The sequence below is a fragment of the Colwellia sp. SU-HH01172 genome (assembly GCF_057553355.1).
The window spans coordinates 352505-373284 of record NZ_BAAJMB010000002.1 but is presented as its reverse complement, the minus strand read 5'-3'; the positions used below and the strand labels follow the sequence as shown (position 1 = coordinate 373284).

The 20780-nt window shown below is 40.1% G+C and carries 22 protein-coding genes and 2 pseudogenes; 13 read left to right on the top strand and 11 right to left on the bottom strand.

All coding sequences use genetic code 11. The features are described from left to right. Positions 1 to 117: 117 nt before the first annotated feature. The 10 genes and pseudogenes from AC27JP_RS08780 to AC27JP_RS08735 all read left to right on the top strand — a co-directional run bounded on the left by AC27JP_RS08780 (position 118) and on the right by AC27JP_RS08735 (position 9018). A complete protein-coding gene (locus AC27JP_RS08780; RefSeq protein ID WP_487114099.1) occupies positions 118 to 849 on the top strand; it encodes a thermostable hemolysin in 732 nt (243 codons plus the stop codon). Beyond that, positions 846 to 2336: an AMP-binding protein gene (locus AC27JP_RS08775; protein ID WP_487114097.1), complete on the top strand. Its 1491-nt coding sequence runs from the start codon at positions 846 to 848 to the stop codon at positions 2334 to 2336. The genes AC27JP_RS08780 and AC27JP_RS08775 overlap by 4 nt, the downstream gene beginning before the upstream one ends. Before the next feature lie 63 nt (positions 2337 to 2399). Beyond that, positions 2400 to 3266 carry an SDR family oxidoreductase gene (locus AC27JP_RS08770; RefSeq protein WP_487114095.1) on the top strand — a complete coding sequence of 289 codons (867 nt, stop codon included), beginning with the start codon at positions 2400 to 2402 and terminating at the stop codon, positions 3264 to 3266. 49 nt (positions 3267 to 3315) lie between these two features. Beyond that, on the top strand, positions 3316 to 4035 hold the full coding sequence (locus AC27JP_RS08765; RefSeq protein ID WP_487114093.1) for a tetratricopeptide repeat protein: 720 nt from the start codon (positions 3316 to 3318) through the stop codon (positions 4033 to 4035). A 116-nt stretch (positions 4036 to 4151) separates the two neighbouring features. Further along, complete coding sequence (locus AC27JP_RS08760) at positions 4152 to 4811, top strand: response regulator (RefSeq protein ID WP_487114091.1); 660 nt, start codon at positions 4152 to 4154, stop codon at positions 4809 to 4811. 10 nt (positions 4812 to 4821) lie between these two features. Continuing rightward, positions 4822 to 6240, top strand: a complete 1419-nt coding sequence (locus tag AC27JP_RS08755; protein ID WP_487114089.1) for a sensor histidine kinase — start codon at positions 4822 to 4824, stop codon at positions 6238 to 6240. A gap of 28 nt (positions 6241 to 6268) precedes the next feature. Then, positions 6269 to 6580, top strand: a pseudogene (locus AC27JP_RS08750) (cupredoxin domain-containing protein); the annotation flags it as partial. Between the two features lie 109 nt (positions 6581 to 6689). Continuing rightward, positions 6690 to 7505, top strand: coding sequence for an FTR1 family protein (locus tag AC27JP_RS08745; protein ID WP_487114087.1), 816 nt, complete (start codon positions 6690 to 6692; stop codon positions 7503 to 7505). A 47-nt stretch (positions 7506 to 7552) separates the two neighbouring features. Next, positions 7553 to 8236 (top strand): hypothetical protein, encoded by a 684-nt coding sequence (locus AC27JP_RS08740; protein ID WP_487114379.1) that lies wholly within the window; start codon positions 7553 to 7555, stop codon positions 8234 to 8236. Continuing rightward, positions 8236 to 9018, top strand: coding sequence for a lipoprotein intramolecular transacylase Lit (locus tag AC27JP_RS08735; RefSeq protein ID WP_487114085.1), 783 nt, complete (start codon positions 8236 to 8238; stop codon positions 9016 to 9018). Before AC27JP_RS08740 ends, AC27JP_RS08735 begins: the two co-directional genes overlap by 1 nt. Positions 9019 to 9061: 43 nt before the next feature. Here the strand turns inward: AC27JP_RS08735 and AC27JP_RS08730 are convergent, their stop codons facing one another. The 4 genes from AC27JP_RS08730 to AC27JP_RS08715 form a co-directional block, all read right to left on the bottom strand. Beyond that, entirely contained in the window at positions 9062 to 9466 is a 405-nt protein-coding gene (locus AC27JP_RS08730; protein WP_487114083.1) for a lysozyme inhibitor LprI family protein, read from the bottom strand. A 43-nt stretch (positions 9467 to 9509) separates the two neighbouring features. After that, positions 9510 to 9812, bottom strand: coding sequence for a YciI family protein (locus AC27JP_RS08725; protein ID WP_487114081.1), 303 nt, complete (start codon positions 9810 to 9812; stop codon positions 9510 to 9512). Between the two features lie 52 nt (positions 9813 to 9864). Next, the gene (locus tag AC27JP_RS08720) at positions 9865 to 10416 is read right to left on the bottom strand and encodes a septation protein A (protein ID WP_487114079.1); all 552 of its coding nucleotides are present in this window, start codon (positions 10414 to 10416) and stop codon (positions 9865 to 9867) included. Between the two features lie 146 nt (positions 10417 to 10562). Further along, complete coding sequence (locus AC27JP_RS08715; protein ID WP_487114077.1) at positions 10563 to 11783, bottom strand: M24 family metallopeptidase; 1221 nt, start codon at positions 11781 to 11783, stop codon at positions 10563 to 10565. 155 nt (positions 11784 to 11938) lie between these two features. Between AC27JP_RS08715 and AC27JP_RS08710 the strand changes: the two genes are divergently transcribed. Continuing rightward, on the top strand, positions 11939 to 13168 hold the full coding sequence (locus AC27JP_RS08710) for a bifunctional alpha/beta hydrolase/OsmC family protein (RefSeq protein ID WP_487114075.1): 1230 nt from the start codon (positions 11939 to 11941) through the stop codon (positions 13166 to 13168). A gap of 98 nt (positions 13169 to 13266) precedes the next feature. Here AC27JP_RS08710 and AC27JP_RS08705 read toward each other — a convergent pair whose 3' ends face one another. After that, positions 13267 to 14724, bottom strand: coding sequence for an NAD-dependent succinate-semialdehyde dehydrogenase (locus AC27JP_RS08705; protein WP_487114073.1), 1458 nt, complete (start codon positions 14722 to 14724; stop codon positions 13267 to 13269). A gap of 181 nt (positions 14725 to 14905) precedes the next feature. Here AC27JP_RS08705 and AC27JP_RS08700 point away from each other — a divergent pair, with 181 nt between their 5' ends. Further along, the gene (locus tag AC27JP_RS08700; RefSeq protein WP_487114071.1) at positions 14906 to 16120 is read left to right on the top strand and encodes a CaiB/BaiF CoA transferase family protein; all 1215 of its coding nucleotides are present in this window, start codon (positions 14906 to 14908) and stop codon (positions 16118 to 16120) included. 56 nt (positions 16121 to 16176) lie between these two features. Further along, positions 16177 to 17037 (top strand): PhzF family phenazine biosynthesis protein, encoded by an 861-nt coding sequence (locus tag AC27JP_RS08695; protein WP_487114069.1) that lies wholly within the window; start codon positions 16177 to 16179, stop codon positions 17035 to 17037. Between the two features lie 115 nt (positions 17038 to 17152). Here the strand turns inward: AC27JP_RS08695 and AC27JP_RS08690 are convergent, their stop codons facing one another. The 6 genes and pseudogenes from AC27JP_RS08690 to yfaE form a co-directional block, all read right to left on the bottom strand. Next, complete coding sequence (locus AC27JP_RS08690) at positions 17153 to 17686, bottom strand: hypothetical protein (RefSeq protein WP_487114067.1); 534 nt, start codon at positions 17684 to 17686, stop codon at positions 17153 to 17155. Positions 17687 to 17736: 50 nt separating this feature from the next. After that, positions 17737 to 18876 (bottom strand): YHYH protein, encoded by a 1140-nt coding sequence (locus AC27JP_RS08685; protein WP_487114377.1) that lies wholly within the window; start codon positions 18874 to 18876, stop codon positions 17737 to 17739. Positions 18877 to 18885: 9 nt separating this feature from the next. Continuing rightward, a pseudogene (locus AC27JP_RS08680) lies at positions 18886 to 19287 on the bottom strand (PKD domain-containing protein); the annotation flags it as partial. Positions 19288 to 19503: 216 nt separating this feature from the next. After that, positions 19504 to 19962, bottom strand: a complete 459-nt coding sequence (locus tag AC27JP_RS08675; RefSeq protein ID WP_487114065.1) for a hypothetical protein — start codon at positions 19960 to 19962, stop codon at positions 19504 to 19506. Continuing rightward, the gene (locus tag AC27JP_RS08670) at positions 19955 to 20260 is read right to left on the bottom strand and encodes an EF-hand domain-containing protein (RefSeq protein WP_487114063.1); all 306 of its coding nucleotides are present in this window, start codon (positions 20258 to 20260) and stop codon (positions 19955 to 19957) included. Before AC27JP_RS08670 ends, AC27JP_RS08675 begins: the two co-directional genes overlap by 8 nt. A 154-nt stretch (positions 20261 to 20414) precedes the next feature. Further along, a complete protein-coding gene (gene yfaE / locus AC27JP_RS08665; protein WP_487114061.1) occupies positions 20415 to 20732 on the bottom strand; it encodes a class I ribonucleotide reductase maintenance protein YfaE in 318 nt (105 codons plus the stop codon). Positions 20733 to 20780: the final 48 nt, after the last annotated feature.

Here is a 20780-nt window from a genome sequence, read left to right as displayed (position 1 = left end):
TCAAAGAACAATTATTGACAATTTACTAAAATTTTTAATGCTTAAGAAAACGTTAAGATTCCCCAGTTATCTTTCTTAACAAGTCAGCGATTAATCGTGATTTGATAAGGAATAATAATGACAAAAGCAAACAATGATGGGCAAGTGTTAAGATCGCTAGATATTAGCAATAAAGGCACAGCAAGCTTTCAGATATATCAACAGCAAAGTGAGTCTCGTAAAAAGGCAGAGCTTGCCGTTAAGAAAATTTTTCGCGCTGCCTATGGTGCAGATATTACCAGTTACCTGCCTTACTTATTAACTGTTGAAATTAAGCAACGTATCACCGCGGTTGTTGGCGTGCGAAGTGCAGCAGAGCAAGCCTTGTTTTTAGAACAATATTTGTCAACAGATATTGAAACCGCCATTAAGCAAATTAATGGGCTGGTTATTCCACGTAAAAATATTGTTGAAATTGGTAATTTGGTGTCTTGCAAAACTGGCATTAGTCGACAGCTATTTATTGTTTTGGCGTTTGCCTTAGCTAAAGCGGAAATTGAGTGGGTCAGTTTTACCGCAACAGCGCAAGTTGAGCAGCTATTAGCAAAATTGTCATTATTTCCTGTGGTAATAGCCCAAGCAAATGAACAAGCAATTGCTAATGGCGATGATAGTTGGGGCAGTTATTATGTTGATTGTCCAAATGTTTGTGTCGGTAATGTTTTTAATGCTGTTCATGAGCTGAAAAAATCAATGATTATTCGTGAAATGGTCACTCAACTTGAGCCGACAATAAATTTACTTGCACAGCAAATCATAAACCCCTTAGCTAAGTCCAGAGACGATAAATCAAGCGAGGGCAGATCATGATGCAACAATTAGATACTGTATGGCAGCAACAAACAGAAAAAAGCATGCTTATCAGTGGCAATGGTAGCCTTACTTACCCTGAGTTCTTGCAACAAGTCAGCCGTTATAAAGCTTTATTAGCTGAATTGTCTGCAAGCTCGGTTGCGCTGTGTATAGATAATGGTATTGACTGGCTGTTAATCGATATTGCCTGTCAGCAACTTTACATTGTACTACTGCCGTTACCGTCTTATTTCAGCGCCGAACAAATTCAACACAGTGTAACCACGGCAGGATGTGATTTATTGATTGTTGATGTTCAACTTTCAGAGGCATTTGTTGAACAATTCTCTGCTGCCGAGCTTATAGAACAAGGAACTGACATATCCATATATAGCTTACCCAACGCAAAGCTAGCTCAAGATAAGAAGTGTCTGCCAAAGTTGACTGCCAAAATAACGTTTACTTCCGGTACGACAGGGCAGCCAAAAGGTGCATGTTTAAGTCTTCAGCACCAATGGCAAGTCGCCAGTGCCTTAGCAAAAAGTATGACAAGTCATATCACTAAACACTTATGTGTCCTGCCATTAGCAACATTATTGGAAAATATAGCGGGTGTTTATGCACCACTGTTAAGTGGCGCGACGGTTGAAGTACCATCGCTAGCCTCGTTAGGGTTCAATGGTTGTTCATCGTTAGATTTTAAGAAATTTATTAACCAAGTTAGCCAATCTCAGCCAAGTAGCATTATTACCACGCCTGAGTTATTAAAAGGTTTAGTTCACGCCTGTGAAATGGGCTGGCAAGCACCTAAAAGTTTACAATTTATTGCTGTTGGTGGCGCACATACTCCGCAGTCTTTATTAGATGCCGCTCGAGCCAAAGGTTTACCTGCGTATCAAGGCTATGGTTTATCTGAATGCTGCTCTGTGGTGAGTTTAAATACTTTCGGCAACAATAACTCGAAAAGTGCCGGACGATTATTGCCTCACCTTGAAGCGGAAATAAAACAAGGCGAAATTTTTGTGCGAGGGTCAATATTTCTTGGTTATGCCGGTGATAGCGCATCTTGGGGAAAAACAGAATATGCAACGGGTGACTTAGGCTATCTTGATGAAGATGGTTATTTATTTATTCAGGGCCGTAAGAAAAATACCTTAATTTCTAGCTTTGGACGCAACATCAACCCTGAATGGATTGAGTCTTGTTTACTTGCCCAGCCGCATATAAAACAAGCGATTGTTTTTGGTGATGCAAAACCTTTTTGTTGTGCGGCAATTTATATCGATAAACAGCTGACATCGTTCGAACAAGTATCAAAAAGCATTAAAGCGTTAAATCAAACTTTACCGGACTATGCGCAAATTAAATCTCACTTTTATTTAACCAAAGCAATTTTACCTAATAGTGAATTGATGACCGCTAATGGCCGTATTCGAAGGCAAGCCGCCTTAGCTTATTTCGGCGAGCAATTAAATGATATTTATCAACTTGGTTTTGCTAGCTAATCACAAAGTAATACAGAGCATTAGCGGTAACACATTTCCCTGACAATATTTGGAGTTATTAAAATGAAAATTGATCAATCTACTGTGGTGATAACCGGTGCTACTGGCGGAATTGGCGCCGCCATTGCAAAACAATTGGCGCAGCAAGGGGCCAAACTACTATTAGTGGCTCGTAATATTGAGAACCTTAAAGCATTACAACATCAGCTTTATATGGATACTGGCACAGAGCACAACTACCTGAGTGCCGACATTATTACCAAACAAGGGAAAATTGACATCATTACTCAAGCGACTGCACTGCAGGCTAATGTCTTAATCAACGCCGCCGGTGTGAGTGACTTTTCATGCTTTGAAGATGTTACCGAACAGGCATTACAAGGTGCAATAAATATTAACTTGCTGGCGCCGATGATGCTAACGCAATTCTTTTTAGCACAGGGTGATGACGATAACGGTACGGGAAAGTATGTCGTTAATATTGGCTCGGCATTAGGCAGTATTGGTTTCCCTTGTTACAGCAGTTATTGTGCGTCTAAATTTGGTTTACGTGGTTTTACTGAGTCGATACAACGTGAGTTAGCCGGTAGTAAAAAGCAGGTTTTTTACTTTGCACCACGTGCGACAGCAACAACAATCAATAGTGACGCGGCCAATGAAATGAACTACGCCTTAGGTAATCAAGTAGACACCCCAGAAGATGTCGCCTCAGTATTAATTCAACAGTTAATTAAAGAGAAACCTAGAGCAACCGTGGGCTGGCCGGAAAAGTTATTTGTTCGAATCAATGGTCTTATCCCTGAATTGGTCGATTACGCGTTACGGAAAAAGCTTGAGAAAATCAAACAATTTGCCAGTTTTACTGATTCGAAAGCAAACAAACATTATGAGCAGGGAGTTGATCAGTTCATCAAGCAATATTTTGACTAAGAGTAAAAAATGCACTGAAAAAAGTAAATAAAGTAACAAAGTGAATCTAATGATAGTGGAGTTAATGATGAAAAATTTAGTGACGAATAAAAGAAAAATATTTTCGATGCAAGGCAAGCTTAAAGTGCTTACAGCAATATTGTTTTTTGTCTGTAGTGGTACAACATTAGCTACAACACTTGATGAAGACATTCAGCAATTAAGTGATAGCTGGGCACATGTGAATTTTGAGTTAAATGATGATAAACAAGAAGACGCTTTTATCAATCTTATCCAACAAGCCCAAAAAGTAACCAGCGAATATCCCAACCAAGCCAAAGCGTGGGCATGGAGTGGCATTATTAAATCGAGTTTTGCCGGCGCGAGTGGTGGTTTAGGTGCCTTGTCATTTGCCAAGGATGCAAAAAAAGACTTTGAAAAAGCAATTAAACTTGATCCTAGTGCATTAGCGGGATCGGCTTATACCAGTTTAGGTGTGCTTTATCACAAGGTACCTGGCTGGCCGATTGCTTTTGGTGACGATGACGATGCAGAAATTTTATTGAAAAAAGGCTTAGAAAATAATCCTGACGGCAAAATTTCAAACTTTTTCTACGGCGAGTTTCTCTTTGACGAACGTAAATATCATCAAGCTAAAAAGCATTTGTTAGTGGCGAAGCAAGTACCATTAAGGGTAAATAGCTTATTGGCTGACAAACATCGTCAAGCTGAAATTGAAGTATTATTGGCAAAAGTTGAAAAGAAAATAGCGAAAAAGAGCCGTCGCTAATTGTTAAACTAAGCTCAGGAAATATTAAACTATATTGTTCGGTATTGCTGTTACAATATAGTTTAAAATCAAGTTGATATATTGAAGTTGTTGTTAATAGGCCATAATACAAAAATATGAGAATTTTACTGGTTGAAGATGATTTACCACTTGCGCAAGCACTACAGCAATCTCTGCGTCATGAGGGCTTTGTGGTGAATCATGTTGAAAATGGCAAAGATGCTTTAACGGCTTTAGCGATCCCTGACCACGATATGGTTATTTTAGATCTGGGCTTGCCGGATATCGATGGCTTGTCGGTTTTGAAAAAGTTAAGAGCGAATAAGAAAAATATCCCCGTTATTATTTTGACCGCTCGAGATACCATAGAACAGCGTGTGCAAGGCTTGGACTTTGGCGCCGATGATTATTTAATTAAGCCTTTTGATATTAATGAACTTTTGGCGCGCTTACGAGTTATCGAACGTCGTTTAGGTACTGCTGATACTGCTGTTATTGCTATTAACGAAGTAAAGCTAGATAGTGCTGCTCATAAAGTATTTTTAAATGAGCAAGAACTGAGCTGTTCTAAAAAGGAGTACATGGTACTTAAGGCTTTAATGGAAAATGCCGGTAGAATTCAATCGCGCGAACAAATCGAGTCGCGGTTATATGACTGGGGTGAAGAAGTGGTTAGCAATGCCGTTGAAGTACATGTCCATAATTTGCGTAAAAAACTTCCCGATAAATTTATCCAAACCGTACGTGGCGTTGGTTACACCATAAGCAAAGGTTAGGGTAGCAAAAATGTCTATTCGTCGTTATTTAGTGTTAATGCTGTTATCAATTATTACGTTGGTGATATTTGTTTCTGCCATTCAAGGTTATAAAACCAGTATGGATAAGGCAGAAAGCTTGTTTGACGACGAATTACGCTCCCTAGCGCAAGTCATTACCTCAGTTGAATTACCTGCAGGGGTTATAGCGCAAAATGCGCCAGCGCATTTTTCTTATCAATTAGTTGTAGAAAACCAGGTGGTATCTCGCAGTGATAATGCTCCGTTGCCGTTAATAAATGCATTGAATGAAGGTTACAATGAAGCAAATTTTTTGGGTAAGCGCTGGCGAACTTATACCATGCAACTTGGCAATAAACCTATGCAAGCATCATGGTTTATTATTGCACAACCGATAAAGCAAAGGTTTGATCTGGCAGAAGACATTATATTGGCGGCCGTTACGCCGATCATACTTGTTATGCCTCTTTTGGCATTAATAATATCGCTAGCGGTTCGACAGGGCTTAAAGCCATTAACTTTTTTGACAAAGTCACTGAAGCATAAAAAGGCACATGATCTTAGCCAATTAGAGGCCAGTACCACTAAAGAGCTTGTGCCAGTTACCGAGACCTTAAATGAATTGTTTATGCGTTTATCATTAGCGTTTGAGCGCGAGAAGCACTTTGCCTCTGATGCCGCTCATGAGCTAAGAACACCGTTAAGCGTATTAAAAATAAATGTTCATAACTTACAGCAAAATTTTCAGGCAAGCCAGGCGAAAAATTTATCGAAAAACAGCTCAGCTGTTAGTACATTATCTTTTCAACAACTAGAGCAAAGTGTTGAGCGTATGGCGCATGTTGTTGACCAAATACTGACGTTAAACCGAACCAACCCAGAACAAATTTTAGCTGAAAGTGAACTGCTTAATTTGCAAAGTTTACTGCAAGAAGAGATCAGCGATCTCTATCCTGACATCGCGAGTCGAGGCCATGAAATTGCATTAGAAAGTGAGCCGATAGAATTATCAGGTAATAGGTTCGCCATCGGTATACTAGTGAAAAATCTGATAGGAAATGCGGCTAAATATACGCCAAATAATGGTCAAATTAAGGTTTCATGTTATCAAGTAAGTCAACAGGTTGTATTACGAGTTGAAGATTCAGGCCCCGGCATTGCACCGACAGAGTATAGACGAGTGTTCGACCGCTTTTATCGCGTTGGCGGCGATAGCCATCAGTCTAAAGTGTTTGGCTGTGGTTTAGGTTTGTCGATCGTAAAACATATTGTCGAATTGCACCAAGCCGAAATTAGCTTAAGTGCGTCAACAGACTTATTGGGCTTATGTGTTCAAGTGACTTTTCAAATGGAGCAAAAAGCTGGACGGAAAATTAATCTAGTAACAAGTGACAACGTGAATGAAAAAGCTGGTGATGCCCATGGTTAGGTGTTACCCAACGTTCTTTAAGTCGCTTATGGCGGCAATTTTTGCACTGCTGTCTTTCTTAACGATTGCCAAGCGTCCTGAATTTCAAATTGAGTTAAAAAACCATTTGTTTTTTCCTGCAGAAATTAAAATCCCTGAAAATACCAAAGTGAAATTGATTATCTATAATCGAGATCAAACACCTGAAGAGTTTGATAGTTTCGACCTTAACCGCGAAAAAGTTATTTTTCCTGAAAAAAAATCCGTTATATTTATTGGTCCTTTGCCCTCGGGGCGCTATGAGTTTTTTGGCGAATTTAATCCTAATAGTGCTAAAGGTGCCATTATCGTGGTACCTGAAAATGGCTTAGCTGATTCCGCGAAATTAACTCATCTAGAGCCCATATTGGAAGAGGTAAAGTCAACAATCCCTAGCCATCAAAATAATCTTGTCGATGTTGAGGTTATCTATGCTGATTAATACCGTGATCCTGTTTTTAAGAGATGCACTACCAGTGTTTGTTGCTATGGCTATCTTATTGTCGCTGTTACAAAAGCAGGGCATTAAACATCATTGGAGTTATGTAGCCGCTGTTATAGGTTTGCTCTTTAGCTTTGCGCTGTTAAGCACTATTGATAGTATTTCTCATGCGTTGGACGATACAGGCAGGGAATGGCTTTATGGCTCGCTTTACCTTGTTTGTTATTGCACAACATTATTGTTGTTATGCCAAGTGTCGATGGCAAGTAAAGTTACTTCGTCTGCTGCTACCCTTGCCACTATTCGTTATTGTGCTTTGGTATTCATTATTATTGTTATGATGCTAAATGGTGCTAATTTTCTTATTTATATTACTGGTTTTTGGCATCAAAATAATGCTTCAAATGTATTATCAATAGGTGTTGTGCTCGGCATTGGCATATGCACCAGTATTGCGGTGCTCCTCTACTTTTTAATGGACGCTGTTCAGCGTTACTATCGTTTAATTAGTGAAACACTTTTAGTGTTTTTTAGTGCCGGCTTGCTGATGCAGGCAACAAATTTATTGTTGCAAATTGACGTACTCACCAATAGTAAAGCTTTATGGGATTCAAATCACCTTGTCATAGAAAATTCTGAGATAGGGTACTTATTAACGGTGTTTTTTGGTTATGACGCCACACCGACGTTGATGCAACTATCGCTGTATGTTGCCGCGATTGTAATCGCTTTTATATTAATTTTTATTCGTTCAGGCTATCAGTTGAAGAAAAATAACAGAAGAATTCAGGAGGCGGTGTCTTGAGCTACCGTAAATCTATCGTATCGGCGCCATTGGCTCTGTTGAGTACAATGCTACTCTTTATTTTCTTACTAACCAGCCAATTTGCTTTAGCTGACGGCGTGGTTGTCGATAAAGTTTATCATCCCTACGTACTGCCAAATGAACGAGAATTTGAATGGCGTTTATTATCACACCAAAATGATGCCGGTAATAGCTTAGGACAACGTTTAGCTTATGGGCAATCATTGGCTGAAAATGTCATGGTAGAAGTCTATATCGTCGGAGAGCGAGATGGCACAGGCGACTTTGGCCTGTCAGCTTACGAAGTGGAAACTCGCTGGATGATAACTGAACAAGGTGAATATTGGGCCGATTGGGGCATGTTATTTGAAGTTGAAAAAGAGCATAAGCTTGATATTTGGGAAGTCACTACAGGTGTGTTGTTTGAAAAGGAATTTGGTAAGGCGAGCTTAGCGTTAAATGCCTTTTTAATTTATGAAAGTGGCAGCGACATCAAAAATGAGTTTGAAACCGAGTTTCGTCTGCAATATCGTTATCGCTGGTTGCCACAAGTACAGCCGGCCATAGAAATTTATACCGGTGAGGATTATACCGGAATTGGCCCTGCGTTTATGGGAATTCATCGGTTTGACGGGCAAAAACAACTTAAGTGGGAAGCGGGTTTTATTACTGGCCTAAATGGCGATAGTAAAGATCATATCCTACGTGTCGCTATCGAATATGAGTTTTAATGGCTAAGATGATAAAAATTGCTTTTCTACGTCAGCTTATATGGCTAGTGTTTTCACTGTCATTGTTAATTTTTGGCTCAGGTATCAGCTGGCAAATTAGTAAGTCTGCTAATTTCTTTTATAGTACTTGGTACCAGGTTTTAGATATTAATCATGTGGTGCGTAAAAATGTACCGAAAAATAGTCAAGGGAAAGCTGATTTCCCCGTTGATGATGCTAGCCTGCATGAAAGAAAATTTGCCGAAATAGTTTTAGCGATTCATCAATCTGGTAATGGTTTGAGTGAAATAGAGTATTTAAACCAACAAGGCATAACACAAAAACTACTGACTAAAAGTGAAGTACAACATTTACAAGATGTCGCAAATTTACTTACCAGTGTTAATCAACTTTGGTGGGGGAATGCCTTTTTTTTACTGTTTTTGATGCTTTTTTATTGTCGTAAGCACCAGTCGTTTGAGCAATTCAATGGCGGTAAATTGCCCATTAACGCCATAACGGTAATTCCCCGCTTTAAGCAAAAGCTAATCTCCTTGCTGTTTTTTGTTATCTTGATCATGACAGTTTTGGGCATTTGGGGCTTTACCGACATTTTTTACTATTTGCATACCGTGGTATTTCCAGAGAATCATCAATGGTTTTTTTATTATAAAGATTCCTTGATGGCGACAATTATGAAGGCACCTGATATCTTTGCTGCTATTGCCGTGCAACTTGTGGCGGTGGCATTACTAATAGCCGTAGGGATCGATGCCACCGTGAGTCGTTATCAGCGTCAATAGTCCTATTGAGCGCTGAATAAAGAGGTTTACTTACGGATTAACTTTACTCGTTAAGGTTGGTGAGCTCTTCGATACGGTCTTGTGTCAGGGTGATATAACATTTCTTAAACGCTGCTGCGGCACCTGTACCTGGTGAAACTGCCAAATATTGCCAGCGGCAGTTGTTTTCACGATAACTAATAAAGTTACGTTGCGAGCGCTTAAACATATTAAGTGCGGCGCGTCGGCCAGTAGTTGCTGATAACTCTTCTAAGATAAATGATTGGTTATTCACCCAAGTTTGTAATTCACGATCTTTTTTTGCTTTTACACCATCTAAACACCTTGAAAACTCAGGTGTTGTCGACATTTCTTCTTCACATATTTCAATGGTGTTTTTTGCTAATGCGGTATTGGAAAGCATTAAAAACAGTGGTAAAAAATATTTTATATGGGTCGGTTTAATCATTATAAATAACGGTTCTTTTGTCTGTTGAAATTGATGTTTATGTTTAGGCCGGAAGCACTTTCTTGTATGGTTTAACCGTTACATTTTTATAAACACCTGCCGCTATGTATGGGTCTTGATCCGCCCAACTTTGCGCATCGGTTAAGCTGCTAAATTCGGCGACAATAAGTGAACCGGTAAAGCCGGCATCACCAGGATTTTCTGAATCAATTGCTGGGCATGGACCGGCAATCAGTAAACGCCCCTGTGCTTGTAAGTCTTGCAAGCGTGCTAAATGGTGTTCACGTACACTCATACGAAGCGCTAGGCTGTTTTCTACATCTTCACTATAAATAAGATAAAACATTCAATTTCCAATAGGGTTCTTGTATTAATACGATTAACTGAGCCTTAGCCCATTATTCCTTTTTCTCTTCTTCTGGATCATCAGGCATGTATTTGTATAAAGACATAACTGAGCCGATGGCAAAAACAAAGGTTAATGCGGTTAAACCGAATACTTTAAAGTTAACCCAAGTTTCCAAGCTAAAGTTAAAGGCAATATACCAATTCAGTAGACCGCAAGTGGCGAAGAATATTGCCCAAGAAAGGTTTAATTTATTCCAAATATCTTCAGGTAAGGTTAATGCTTCACCTAAAAATTGTTTAATTATGTTTTTGTTAAATATTTTTTGACTAACGATTAGTGCGATGGCAAAAAAGGCTTGAATAATAGTGACTTTCCACTTAAGAAAGGTGTCGTCGTGTAAATAGATTGTTAGACCACCAAAAACGGCAATCAGACCAAAGAATACTAAATTGCGCTTCGGTACGGGTTGTTTTGTTATTAAGTAATATGAAATTTGAATGGCTGACGCAACAATCAATGAGCCTGTTGCCCAATAAATATCGGCAAATTTATAAAAAACAAAGAAAATTATTAACGGAATATATTCTAAAATAGCGTGCATAGGCTCAATATCAAAAATTACAGTGTTGGGATTCTATCCAAAGCTGAGTCATACGCCAATCTATTTAATGATGAAAATTGTAATAGTTTTTAAAAGTCAGAGTAAAAATGCTGTTAAACCCTGACTTTTATTATTTTAAATTTAACTTAAAGCTTTTGATAACCAAAGGGATCATCAATTGAATAAGAAGGCTCCGTAAACCATTTAGCGCCAGAGTCGGTCATGTAGAAGTGATCTTCTAAACGGACACCGAATTCATTCGGCAATACCAACATAGGCTCATTTGAAAAACACATACCTTTGGCTAGCGGTGTTCTGTCGCTGCGCACTAAGTATGGCCATTCATGAATATCTAGGCCAATGCCGTGACCTGTTCGGTGCGGGCAACCGGGTGTTTGATAATCTGGGCCCATAGCTTGGCTTGCCAAATAATCTCTTGCTGCAACATCAACATCACCACAAGCTACACCAATGTTGGCGGCATCAAAAGCCGCTTTTTGAGCGAGTTTTTCCACTAACCACATCTCGCGCTGGCGTTGATTCGCTTCACCAAAGACATAGGTACGGGTTATATCAGAGTTATAGCCTTCAACCTGACAACCAGTATCAATCAAGACAATGTCATTTTCTTCTAATACTTTCGGTGATTTAACCCCGTGTGGGTATGACGAATCTTCGCCAAAAAGTACGATACAAAAATATGAACCTGCGGTAGCGCCAACTTTTCGGTGTGCTTGATCAATAAAACTTGTCACTTCTTGTGTAGAAATTCCAACACGTAAAATACGGGCGACAGCTTTATGCACAGCCATGGTCATATTTTTTGCTTGCTGTAATAGCGCAATTTCATGATCCGATTTTTCTGCACGACAGCCAGCGGTTACACTTTTTGCATCAATGAGCTCAAATTCAGCGGCAACGCTTTTTATACCATCAGCGATAAAAAAGGCGGTTGATTCATCTATGGCGATTTTGCCAGAATCAATGCCATATTCATTTAGGGTATCTTTAAATAATTGATATGGACTTTCATGCTCTTGCCAGCCCTTTACTTCACCTTTAATACTCATATATTGATTTAAGGTATTCACTTCAAAAAATGGTGCAATATACTTAATTTTACCTTGTTGAGGAATAATAGCGCCAACCATACGTTCACTTGCATACCAACGGGTACCAGTAAAGTAGTACAGGTTAGTTCCAGCATTGATATATGTGGCCGCAATATCATTTTTAACCATGATTTTTTGTGCTTTAGCAATTCGCTGCTTAAATTCGCTTTCAGTTATCGCTTGCACATCTTGAGTCATATCAACTAATTTACTTAGTTCAATTTCTGCGGTAGAGCCGCCAACACCTATGGTCATATTTGATCCTTGAGAAGTACCTAAAAATTAATATGTATATTTTATACAAAAACAAATAAAAAGTAAGTATAAAATTTATTTACCGTATCATTTGGAAATTTATCTTATCAGCTCTCGGTCACTTAGTAGACTTGATAGTTTAGTAAGGAACATTTATGCGCGAGAAAGTTGAATTTGTCAGTGGTAACAATAAGCTCAGTGGCTTACTGGAACGGCCTGAATCAGAGGTTAAGTTTTATGCCTTGTTTGCTCACTGCTTTACCTGTGGAAAAGATATTGCTGCAGCGTCGCGCATTAGTCGAGCCTTGGTAAGTAAAGGTATTGCGGTTCTAAGATTTGATTTTACTGGTTTAGGGAATAGTGATGGTGACTTTGCCAATAGTAATTTTTCCTCCAATATCCAGGATTTGGTTGCCGCCGCCGACTTTCTTCGAACAGAATATCAAGCACCACGATTGTTAATAGGCCATAGTTTAGGCGGTGCAGCGGTACTTGGCGTTGCACAACATGTTGATGAGGCAATGGCGGTAGTCACTATAGGTGCACCAGCTGACGCCGCACATGTAGCGCATAACTTTGCGCTTCATCTTGATGAAATTGAGCAATACGGTAAAGCTGAAGTGAACTTAGCAGGGCGTGTATTTACCATTGAGAAGCAGTTTTTGGAGGATTTAAAGCGCTACGATACCAGCCACATAAGTCAATTGAGAAAAGCATTGCTTGTGATGCACTCGCCGATAGATAGCACGGTAAAAATTACTGAAGCAGAAAAAATTTATCAAGCAGCCTTACACCCGAAAAGTTTTGTGAGTTTAGATGATGCCGATCACTTGCTGACTAATAAACGTGATGCGGAATATGCTGCTGATGTTATTGCAGCATGGGCAGGGCGTTATATTAACGCTCAAGCGGATGATAATATCTTAGCAAATACTAAGGATGAACAATCTAATGTCGCAAAAGGTCATGTGCTGGTAGAAGAGAAAAACCATAAATTTACCCAACATATAAGTACCAATAGTCACTATTGGCTTGCCGATGAACCGACCAATGTTGGCGGTAACAATATGGGCCCAGATCCCTATGAACATTTATTGGCCGGGTTAGGAGCCTGTACCGCAATGACCTTGCGCATGTACGCCGTACGAAAAAGCTTACCAATTAAGCACATAAAGGTGGAGCTCAGCCATAGTCGAGACTACCAACAAGATTGCCAGCAATGCGAAAACCAAAGTCATGGCATTGAGGCCATTATCCGAAAAATTAGTTTTGTTGGTGAACTAGATCAGGCTCAGCAAGCGAGGTTTTTGGCAATAGCAGATAAATGCCCAGTGCATAAAACCCTGCACAACAATGTAACAGTGATAAGTCAGTTGGTTGGTTAAGGTGTAGATGCAGGTTTAGTGAAACGATAAGGTTTAACAGCCAAAGTATTCGAAGACTACGGCTGTCATTATTTACTTAACATTAACTATCTTGATGATTACTTAGCGATGCCGCCCATGCAAAGGTATTTAATTTCTAAGTAATCATCTAAGCCATATTTTGAGCCCTCTCTGCCGCTACCTGATTGTTTTACACCACCGAAGGGCGCGGCAACATTTGAAATAATGCTTTCATTAATCCCTACCATGCCATATTCAAGTGCTTCGGCAACTCGCCAAACACGGCCAATGTCTCGTGCATAAAAATAAGCGGCTAAGCCATATTCGGTATCGTTTGCCATTTTGATGGCCTCATCTTCATTATCAAATGAGATAATAGGTGAGACAGGGCCAAATATTTCATTGCTTGCGATTGGCATGTCCGTGGTCACGTTCGTTAATATTGTGGGTTGGAAAAAGTGACTGCCAGCGTGATGGCGTTCACCACCTGCGGCTAATACCGCGCCTTGAGCTATGGATTCATTAACCAGCTTCGCGACTCCATCAACCGCGGCGCTGGAAATCATTGGGCCTATTTGGTTGTGAGCATCAATGCCATTACCAACTTGTAAATCATTAACCGCGGCGACAAATTTTTCCGTGAAACTAGCGAGCACATCCTTTTGAACGAAAATACGATTGGTACAAACACAGGTTTGGCCAGCGTTTCTATATTTAGAAATTATTGCCCCTTTAACTGCTTCATCAATATTTGCATCATTAAAAACGATAAATGGTGCATTTCCGCCTAGCTCCATTGAAACTTTTTTAACCGTTGAGGCACACTGTTTAATAAGAATTTTTCCGACTGCGGTTGAACCGGTAAAGGTAAATTTAGCAATGTCAGGATGAGTGGTAAGAACTTGACCTATGCCTGCCGCGTCTTCACCAATAATAACGTTAAAAACACCTGCGGGGATGCCGGCTCTTTCAGCTAATTCTGCTATTGCTAGTGCCGACAGTGGTGTTTGTGTAGCAGGACGCACAACAAAAGTACAACCCGCAGCTAAAGCCGCAGCTGCTTTGCGGGTGATCATGGCATTTGGAAAATTCCAAGGCGTTATCGAGGCAACAACACCAACCGCTTGTTTTACGACGATAACTTTTTGATTTGATGACAAACTCGGTATGGTATCGCCATACACGCGTTTACCTTCTTCGGCAAACCATTCAATAAAACCTGCACCATAAGCAATTTCACCTTTTGCTTCTGCTAGTGGTTTACCTTGTTCAAGGGTGAGTATGCGGGCAAGGTCATCTTGGTGCTCCATCATGAGATTAAACCAATTTCGTAACGATGTAGCGCGTTGGTGTGCAGGCATACTCGACCAAGATTTAAGCGCTTTTTTTGCCGCTTGTACCGCTAGTGTTGTATCATCGCTATTAGCGTCGTGCAGCTGCGTAATTATCTCATTCGTTGCTGGGTTGTAGACATCAAATTTTGCCTGACTACTATGCCATTTTCCGTTGATATATGAGGCGGTTTTAATTAATGCTGGATCGTTAATATTGTGCAAAATAGGCTCCTTCATTTTGCTACTGGTAAAGTCTTAAAATTATTTATCACCAGTAGCTGACATTAATCGCTTTGACGTGATTAAAGCTGTTTTATTCGTTAACGATAAATTATCATAAATAAATCAGTTGCATCATAATTTTTATTCATATGGTATACAATATAAAATCAAAGGTTTGTCAATGTCTGAAGCGCTAAAAGGTATTAAAGTTGTTGATTTAAGCCGAATTTTGGCTGGGCCTTGGGCTTCACAAATGTTGGCAGATATGGGCGCTGAAGTGATAAAGGTCGAGCGACCGAAAAAAGGTGATGATACCCGCCATTGGGGCCCGCCATTTATTAAGCCTGCAGAAAATGAACAGCCAGCACAAGCCGCTTATTTCCACAGTGCCAATCGCAATAAGCAGTCTATTGCTATTGATATAACAAAACCTGACGGCCAACAAGTGATCAAAGATATGATCGCTAATGCTGATGTTTTACTCGAAAATTATAAAGTAGGTGGCCTTGAAAAATATGGCCTAAGTTATCAGCAGGTAAAAGCAATTAACCCTAGATTGGTGTACTGCTCAATTACAGGTTTTGGTCAAAATGGTCCTTTTGCCCATAAAGCTGGCTATGATGCGATGATCCAAGGAGAGGGCGGTTTAATGAGCTTAACCGGTCATACTGACGGCGAGCCAATGAAAGTCGGCGTAGCGGTTGTAGATGTGATGACTGGGTTATATAGTGCTAATGCAATTTTGGCTGCGCTAATGGCGAGAACACATACGGAGCAGGGGCAACATATAGATATTGCCTTGCTTGATGTGCAAGTTGCCACACTGGCAAACCAAGCGATGAACTATTTGGCGACAGATGAAAATCCAACACGTTTAGGTAATGGTCATCCGAACATAGTGCCATATCAAACCTTTGCCACCAATGACGGTAGCTTAATTCTGGCGATTGGCAATGATCAGCAATTTAATAAGTTTTGTCAGGCTGCTAATTGCCCTGAACTTGCAAGTAATATTCTTTTTCAAACTAATCAAGCGCGGGTTGAAAACCGAACCCAATTAATACCGATTTTAGCGAGTATTATTGCGAATAATAATACCCATTATTGGGTGAATACATTAGAAGCAATCGCAGTACCTTGTGGGCCAGTAAATACCTTAGAACAAGTCTTTCATCATCCTCAAATTCAGCACCGTAAAATGGTAAAGCAAGTACCGGATAAAAATGGCAAGTTGATAAAAACAGTCGCTTCGCCAATTAATCTTTCTGACACACCGCTGCAATATAAACATGCTGCACCGAATATTGGCGAACATAGTCGGCAGGTGCTGTCGCAATTTTTGCAATATGATGAAAATAAAATAAAGCACTTGCTGAACAACGTTATTGTCGAATAACCGCCAATGTATCGCCAAGACATTCAACTGCAACAAAAATACCGATAGGCTTATTTATGAATATAGAAGTCATTTTAGTTAATTCGTTTACAACTCGTGGTAAAGGTGGCAACCCTGCTGGCGTTGTTTTTAACGCTGATGAACTGACCTCGGTTCAAAAATTAAAAATAGCACAAATCATAGGCTACTCAGAAACCGCATTCGTCGCTCATGATGTTGACGCCGATTTCGCCGTATCATTTTTTACCACAACCAACGAAGTGGACTTTTGTGGTCACGCGACATTAGCAACCTTCTCTGTCATGCACCATTTAGGGATACTAGATGCTGGCAGCTATGTGCAGCGAACTAAAGCCGGACTACTGCCTGTCGTGATCTATGCCGACGGAACTGTGATCATGGAGCAGAAGCTGCCAGAAAAGTTAGGTTCTTTTTGCTATCAAGAGGTTGCAGGTATTATCGGACTTGATAGCCAAGTGCTAAAAAGTACCGGATTACCCATTGAAGCGGTGTCGACTGGATTAGTGGATTTAATGGTCGCGGTACCTAGCGGTTATTTAGATATCATCGAGCCTAATGATGATGCTATAGCTGCATTTTGTCAGCAACATAAGCTTGTTGGTTTGCATGTTTTTGAACTTTGTGACGAAAGCAGTGAATACACGGCAAGTTGTCGTAATTTTGCCCCGTTGGTCGGGATTTCTGAAGAGTCAGCTACTGGCAGTGCCTGCGGTGCTTTAGCGAGTTTTTTAACTGAGCACACGGAGTTAGGCCATGAATACGTTTTTGAGCAAGGTCGGGCGATGAATTGTCCATCAAGCATCACAGCGTCAGTGGCTGTTATTGATGAAAATATCACAAGTATAAAAGTCGGTGGGTTTGCCGACATCATACGTAAAGTGAACATCACTATTTAGGAAGAATATGCAAAATAGCTGATGTATTGGTATAAGGAGATGTTATAGAAGGCGCCTTCCTTGGCAATAAAGAGATAATTAACGAGTCGGCGCTACCGTTAGCCAAATTTTCTGATCAGTTTATGAGTATGTTTGCTTGTGGATTTTTAGCGCTAAGGGTGAATTTTTGCTCTTTACCGTCAGCTTTTTTTGTTGCCGTTATTTCTAACAACTGCTCTGGCGGTGTTGTACCAAACAAATTAATTTTGTACTGCAATGCACTTTTGAGCTCGGCTAAAGTGAATCGCCCCATAACAATAATTTGTGACGCCGGCGATTTTGGTGAATGATGTGGCGTTACCGGTGACAGCATTAAGCCGTGTAGACTTAAGTTTTCATTGTTATCAATTAACAGGACATTGGTTAATACACTCTTAGCAATAGCTGGACGATGGCGACTAAATTCGGTTTGCGAAAGTTTGCCATCGTTATCGTCGTCTATGCCTGAAAATGCTGATACGGGCAGAGATAGCACCATATATACACCATCTTCTGCAATATTTAATGTGCCATGTTGAGCGACCATAATATGAGCAATGGATTGCTGAGCAAATAGCAAGTTCAATAAGACAACTAAGGTTGTGACCGTCATTTTGTATTTACAACTCATTTCTTAACTCCAGTATTTTTCATTCGTAATTACTCGTTATCTGACTTTGCTTATAATTCACCTTTTACACAACGCTGAAAAAATGGGTAACTATCGGTAGCGTAATAATGATATATGCCGTCCGGAAATTCAGGTGTGACACCAACACGTCCGTTACATTCATCTAAATCTCCAGAGCCAGCAACGTATTCCCAATCTTGAGAAAAAGTACCTAAAGGGTATATGTCAGTAGAAGGGCGGGAGCTACTAACTGTGCTAACCAATTGATAGCTGCCGGTAATTAATTTAATTTCCGAGCTAGCATCACTGGCGATGCTATATCCGTAACGAGCATAAATCGGAAAACCGTCTGCAGCCCAACCGATAATGGTCATTGTTGTAGTACTGCCACCTTGTTTGGTGATAAATCCTTCTGGCATACCATGATAATGATAAGCGCCGCCCGGTTGCACATGGGCATTGTTATCGTCAGTGCCAAAGTTAAAGCTAGTTTGTCCCAAGGCTTCGATACTCCAATTACCACTATTACCCGCTAAGCTACAGTCATTGCCTGAATCGTCACAACTTCCAGCCGTATCGGCATCAATTTTCACGCCATTTAGCACATAACCTGTTGCGCCTCTAGGACCTCCTAGCATAGTTGCGGTAGTTGATTCTTCCGGCAGTAATGTAAAGTTGTCAGCGACGGTTTGCTCTGAAATAGTATTGGGGTTGTTTGTGTTTGGGAATGTACCCACCTCGTGATCGGGAATACCATTAGCACTTAGTGCACGTGTTTCACCTGAACAACTCCATTGCACTGTGCTGGTATAAGCAACGGAAGGGGAGTCGTTGTATGCACTATAATTGTAATCACATAAAACCCCATCTGTTGAACCCGCAGCCACTGCTGACGCGATAATTTCTACGCTGTCTGCATTGCTATTTATAATGCCGTCATCAACAATCAAGCTTACGACATAGCTACCGGCAATATCGGCGATAAAAGTTGGATTAACCTCAGACTCACTAGATAATGTTGCTGTACTGCCTGTTGGCAGTGTTGATAAGCTCCAAGAATAGTTAAGAGGATCGTTGTCAGCATCGTTACTTTGCTCGCCGTTTAAGGTTACCGTGCTGCCAACAAATATTGCTTGATCTGCTCCAGCATTAGCCGTTGGTGTACTATTGCCACTGGTGGTATTACTCACTAAGATATCGACGCTATCGCTAGCAGTGGCGCCGTCGTTATCGGTAACCGTTAGGGTAAATGTTAAGGTTTCATTCGTATTTAGAGATGGTGCGGTAAAACTTGCATTTGCTGAGGTGTCGTTATTAATCGCAACGGATGTGCCACTGCTCTGCAACCATTGATAGCTTGCTATTGTACCGTCATCATCACTGGCTACACCCGACAAGTTTACGTCGGCTTCCTCATCGACTGATTGATCCGTGCCAGCGTCAACTGTCGGAGAGGTATTTGTGGTAGCGCTACTGTCGTCACTATTATCAGTGCTTGTCTCACTGCCACCACTACCGCCACAGGCTGCAAGTGAGCCAGCAAGAACTAAGCTGAGTAAGACAGAGGCGTAATTTATTCTATGGCCTAATTTTTCATTCATGGTTAAGTTTCCTTTAGAGCTATATGACAAAGTGACATACCGTTAGCTTAAAAGGTAAATGTGCAAGCAATGTGCAAATATTGAGGAATGATTAAGGATAGAAAATTGTAGGTAAAATATGGTAATAAAAAGGACTGTCTTTGTTCAATAAAAAGTCCCTTCTATGTGTGGTATTGTTCTTAAAGTATTGAGTATTAGATGTTTTATTTACTTATGTTAAGCAGTAGTGTTGATGCTCGACTTACTTTCTTCCAGCTCATATTTTTCAAATACTTTGGTTAATATTGCTTGTTTATCTTCTTCGCTTAGGCTGCTGTTATTATTAGCGACTAACTTTTCTTCTAACAATTGCGTTAAATAATCAACAATGGAAGTTATTTCTTCTGTGCTTTGTCGTGGTGGTGGGCTTTTTTTAGGTTCAGAAGTATTGGCAAGTTCGCCGATTTGTTTGGCATCAAAGCCTAAGTTCGACATCTCCTTTCCCAATGCTGCACTTGGTTTTATGCCGGCTTGGGATAAGGTATCAACGATGCTGAGTGCATCAGCTTCAGATAAATTATCAGCGTCAAAGGTTGATAAAGTATCTGAAATAAGTGATTGCTGCTCTGGCGTTAAAATTTGTTCAGCGTAGGGCATTGGTGGCATTACTATGCCAGAGTCTATGGTCTTAATCATTTTGGCTATCCTTGCGTGATTTTCTCTGTGGTGGTTTGTGATCCTTAAATTCTTGCTGGCTGATCTCACCATTATCATCACTATCAAAGTTGGCAAATACAGTTTCGTGTTTGCCTCTGGGCAGTTGGTGAGCAGAGAATTCCTCAAAATTAATGACACCGTCAGAATTAGTATCTAATGATGAAAAACACGGACGAGGTTTTAATTTTTGGCTATATTCTTGACTTTCCTTCGCTTGAACTGGATTTAGTAGAGAGAATAATAGTGCGGTGAATATTATCTTTGATTGAGTTTTCATCAATTGTTCCTGCTAGTGACATTGAATGTATAGCAAGCTTAACAATGTTATTTGCAAAAAATGGTCAAGCATTGTGCAAGAAAAAAGGAAGATGAAAATAAAACACTGGAAAATTAATGCCAGGGTCGATATCTCTAGTTAATTTGGCTGAATATTATTCGACTTCGATACTAATATCTGTGGTTGGAATACAGCAACAAGGCAAAATTTCGTCGTCACCAACAAAGGCTAATGGCTCACCTTGTGGGTAGTTTATTTCACCACTTTTCAGTGCTACGCGACAAGCACCACAAAAACCATCACGGCAGTGGTAGTGTACTTCTACGTTTGATGATTCTAAGCATTCTAATAAGTTACGATGAGAATCTAAGTAGATAATTTCTTGGTTGGCAACTGAGATTTTAATGACGGGTTTTTCTTTCTTGGCTAAATCTGGTGTTGTTTTATTAGCGCTATCCACACTTTTCGACATAATAAATTATCCGATAAATGTAGATAGGCTAATAATCATATGTTTGAT

What these genes read in the sequence shown, in the direction of transcription:
- yfaE (WP_487114061.1), bottom strand. Translation starts at nt 20,732, where the DNA reads ATGTCGAAAAGTGTGGATAGCGCTAATAAAACAACACCAGATTTAGCC.
- AC27JP_RS08735 (WP_487114085.1), top strand. Translation starts at nt 8,236, where the DNA reads ATGGCTAAGATGATAAAAATTGCTTTTCTACGTCAGCTTATATGGCTA.
- AC27JP_RS08780 (WP_487114099.1), top strand. Translation starts at nt 118, where the DNA reads ATGACAAAAGCAAACAATGATGGGCAAGTGTTAAGATCGCTAGATATT.
- AC27JP_RS08770 (WP_487114095.1), top strand. Translation starts at nt 2,400, where the DNA reads ATGAAAATTGATCAATCTACTGTGGTGATAACCGGTGCTACTGGCGGA.
- AC27JP_RS08755 (WP_487114089.1), top strand. Translation starts at nt 4,822, where the DNA reads ATGTCTATTCGTCGTTATTTAGTGTTAATGCTGTTATCAATTATTACG.
- AC27JP_RS08715 (WP_487114077.1), bottom strand. Translation starts at nt 11,783, where the DNA reads ATGACCATAGGTGTTGGCGGCTCTACCGCAGAAATTGAACTAAGTAAA.
- AC27JP_RS08675 (WP_487114065.1), bottom strand. Translation starts at nt 19,962, where the DNA reads ATGATTAAGACCATAGACTCTGGCATAGTAATGCCACCAATGCCCTAC.
- AC27JP_RS08670 (WP_487114063.1), bottom strand. Translation starts at nt 20,260, where the DNA reads ATGAAAACTCAATCAAAGATAATATTCACCGCACTATTATTCTCTCTA.
- AC27JP_RS08725 (WP_487114081.1), bottom strand. Translation starts at nt 9,812, where the DNA reads ATGTTTTATCTTATTTATAGTGAAGATGTAGAAAACAGCCTAGCGCTT.
- AC27JP_RS08695 (WP_487114069.1), top strand. Translation starts at nt 16,177, where the DNA reads ATGAATATAGAAGTCATTTTAGTTAATTCGTTTACAACTCGTGGTAAA.
- AC27JP_RS08720 (WP_487114079.1), bottom strand. Translation starts at nt 10,416, where the DNA reads ATGCACGCTATTTTAGAATATATTCCGTTAATAATTTTCTTTGTTTTT.
- AC27JP_RS08775 (WP_487114097.1), top strand. Translation starts at nt 846, where the DNA reads ATGATGCAACAATTAGATACTGTATGGCAGCAACAAACAGAAAAAAGC.
- AC27JP_RS08765 (WP_487114093.1), top strand. Translation starts at nt 3,316, where the DNA reads ATGATAGTGGAGTTAATGATGAAAAATTTAGTGACGAATAAAAGAAAA.
- AC27JP_RS08760 (WP_487114091.1), top strand. Translation starts at nt 4,152, where the DNA reads ATGAGAATTTTACTGGTTGAAGATGATTTACCACTTGCGCAAGCACTA.
- AC27JP_RS08700 (WP_487114071.1), top strand. Translation starts at nt 14,906, where the DNA reads ATGTCTGAAGCGCTAAAAGGTATTAAAGTTGTTGATTTAAGCCGAATT.
- AC27JP_RS08710 (WP_487114075.1), top strand. Translation starts at nt 11,939, where the DNA reads ATGCGCGAGAAAGTTGAATTTGTCAGTGGTAACAATAAGCTCAGTGGC.
- AC27JP_RS08690 (WP_487114067.1), bottom strand. Translation starts at nt 17,686, where the DNA reads ATGAGTTGTAAATACAAAATGACGGTCACAACCTTAGTTGTCTTATTG.
- AC27JP_RS08730 (WP_487114083.1), bottom strand. Translation starts at nt 9,466, where the DNA reads ATGATTAAACCGACCCATATAAAATATTTTTTACCACTGTTTTTAATG.
- AC27JP_RS08745 (WP_487114087.1), top strand. Translation starts at nt 6,690, where the DNA reads ATGCTGATTAATACCGTGATCCTGTTTTTAAGAGATGCACTACCAGTG.
- AC27JP_RS08740 (WP_487114379.1), top strand. Translation starts at nt 7,553, where the DNA reads ATGCTACTCTTTATTTTCTTACTAACCAGCCAATTTGCTTTAGCTGAC.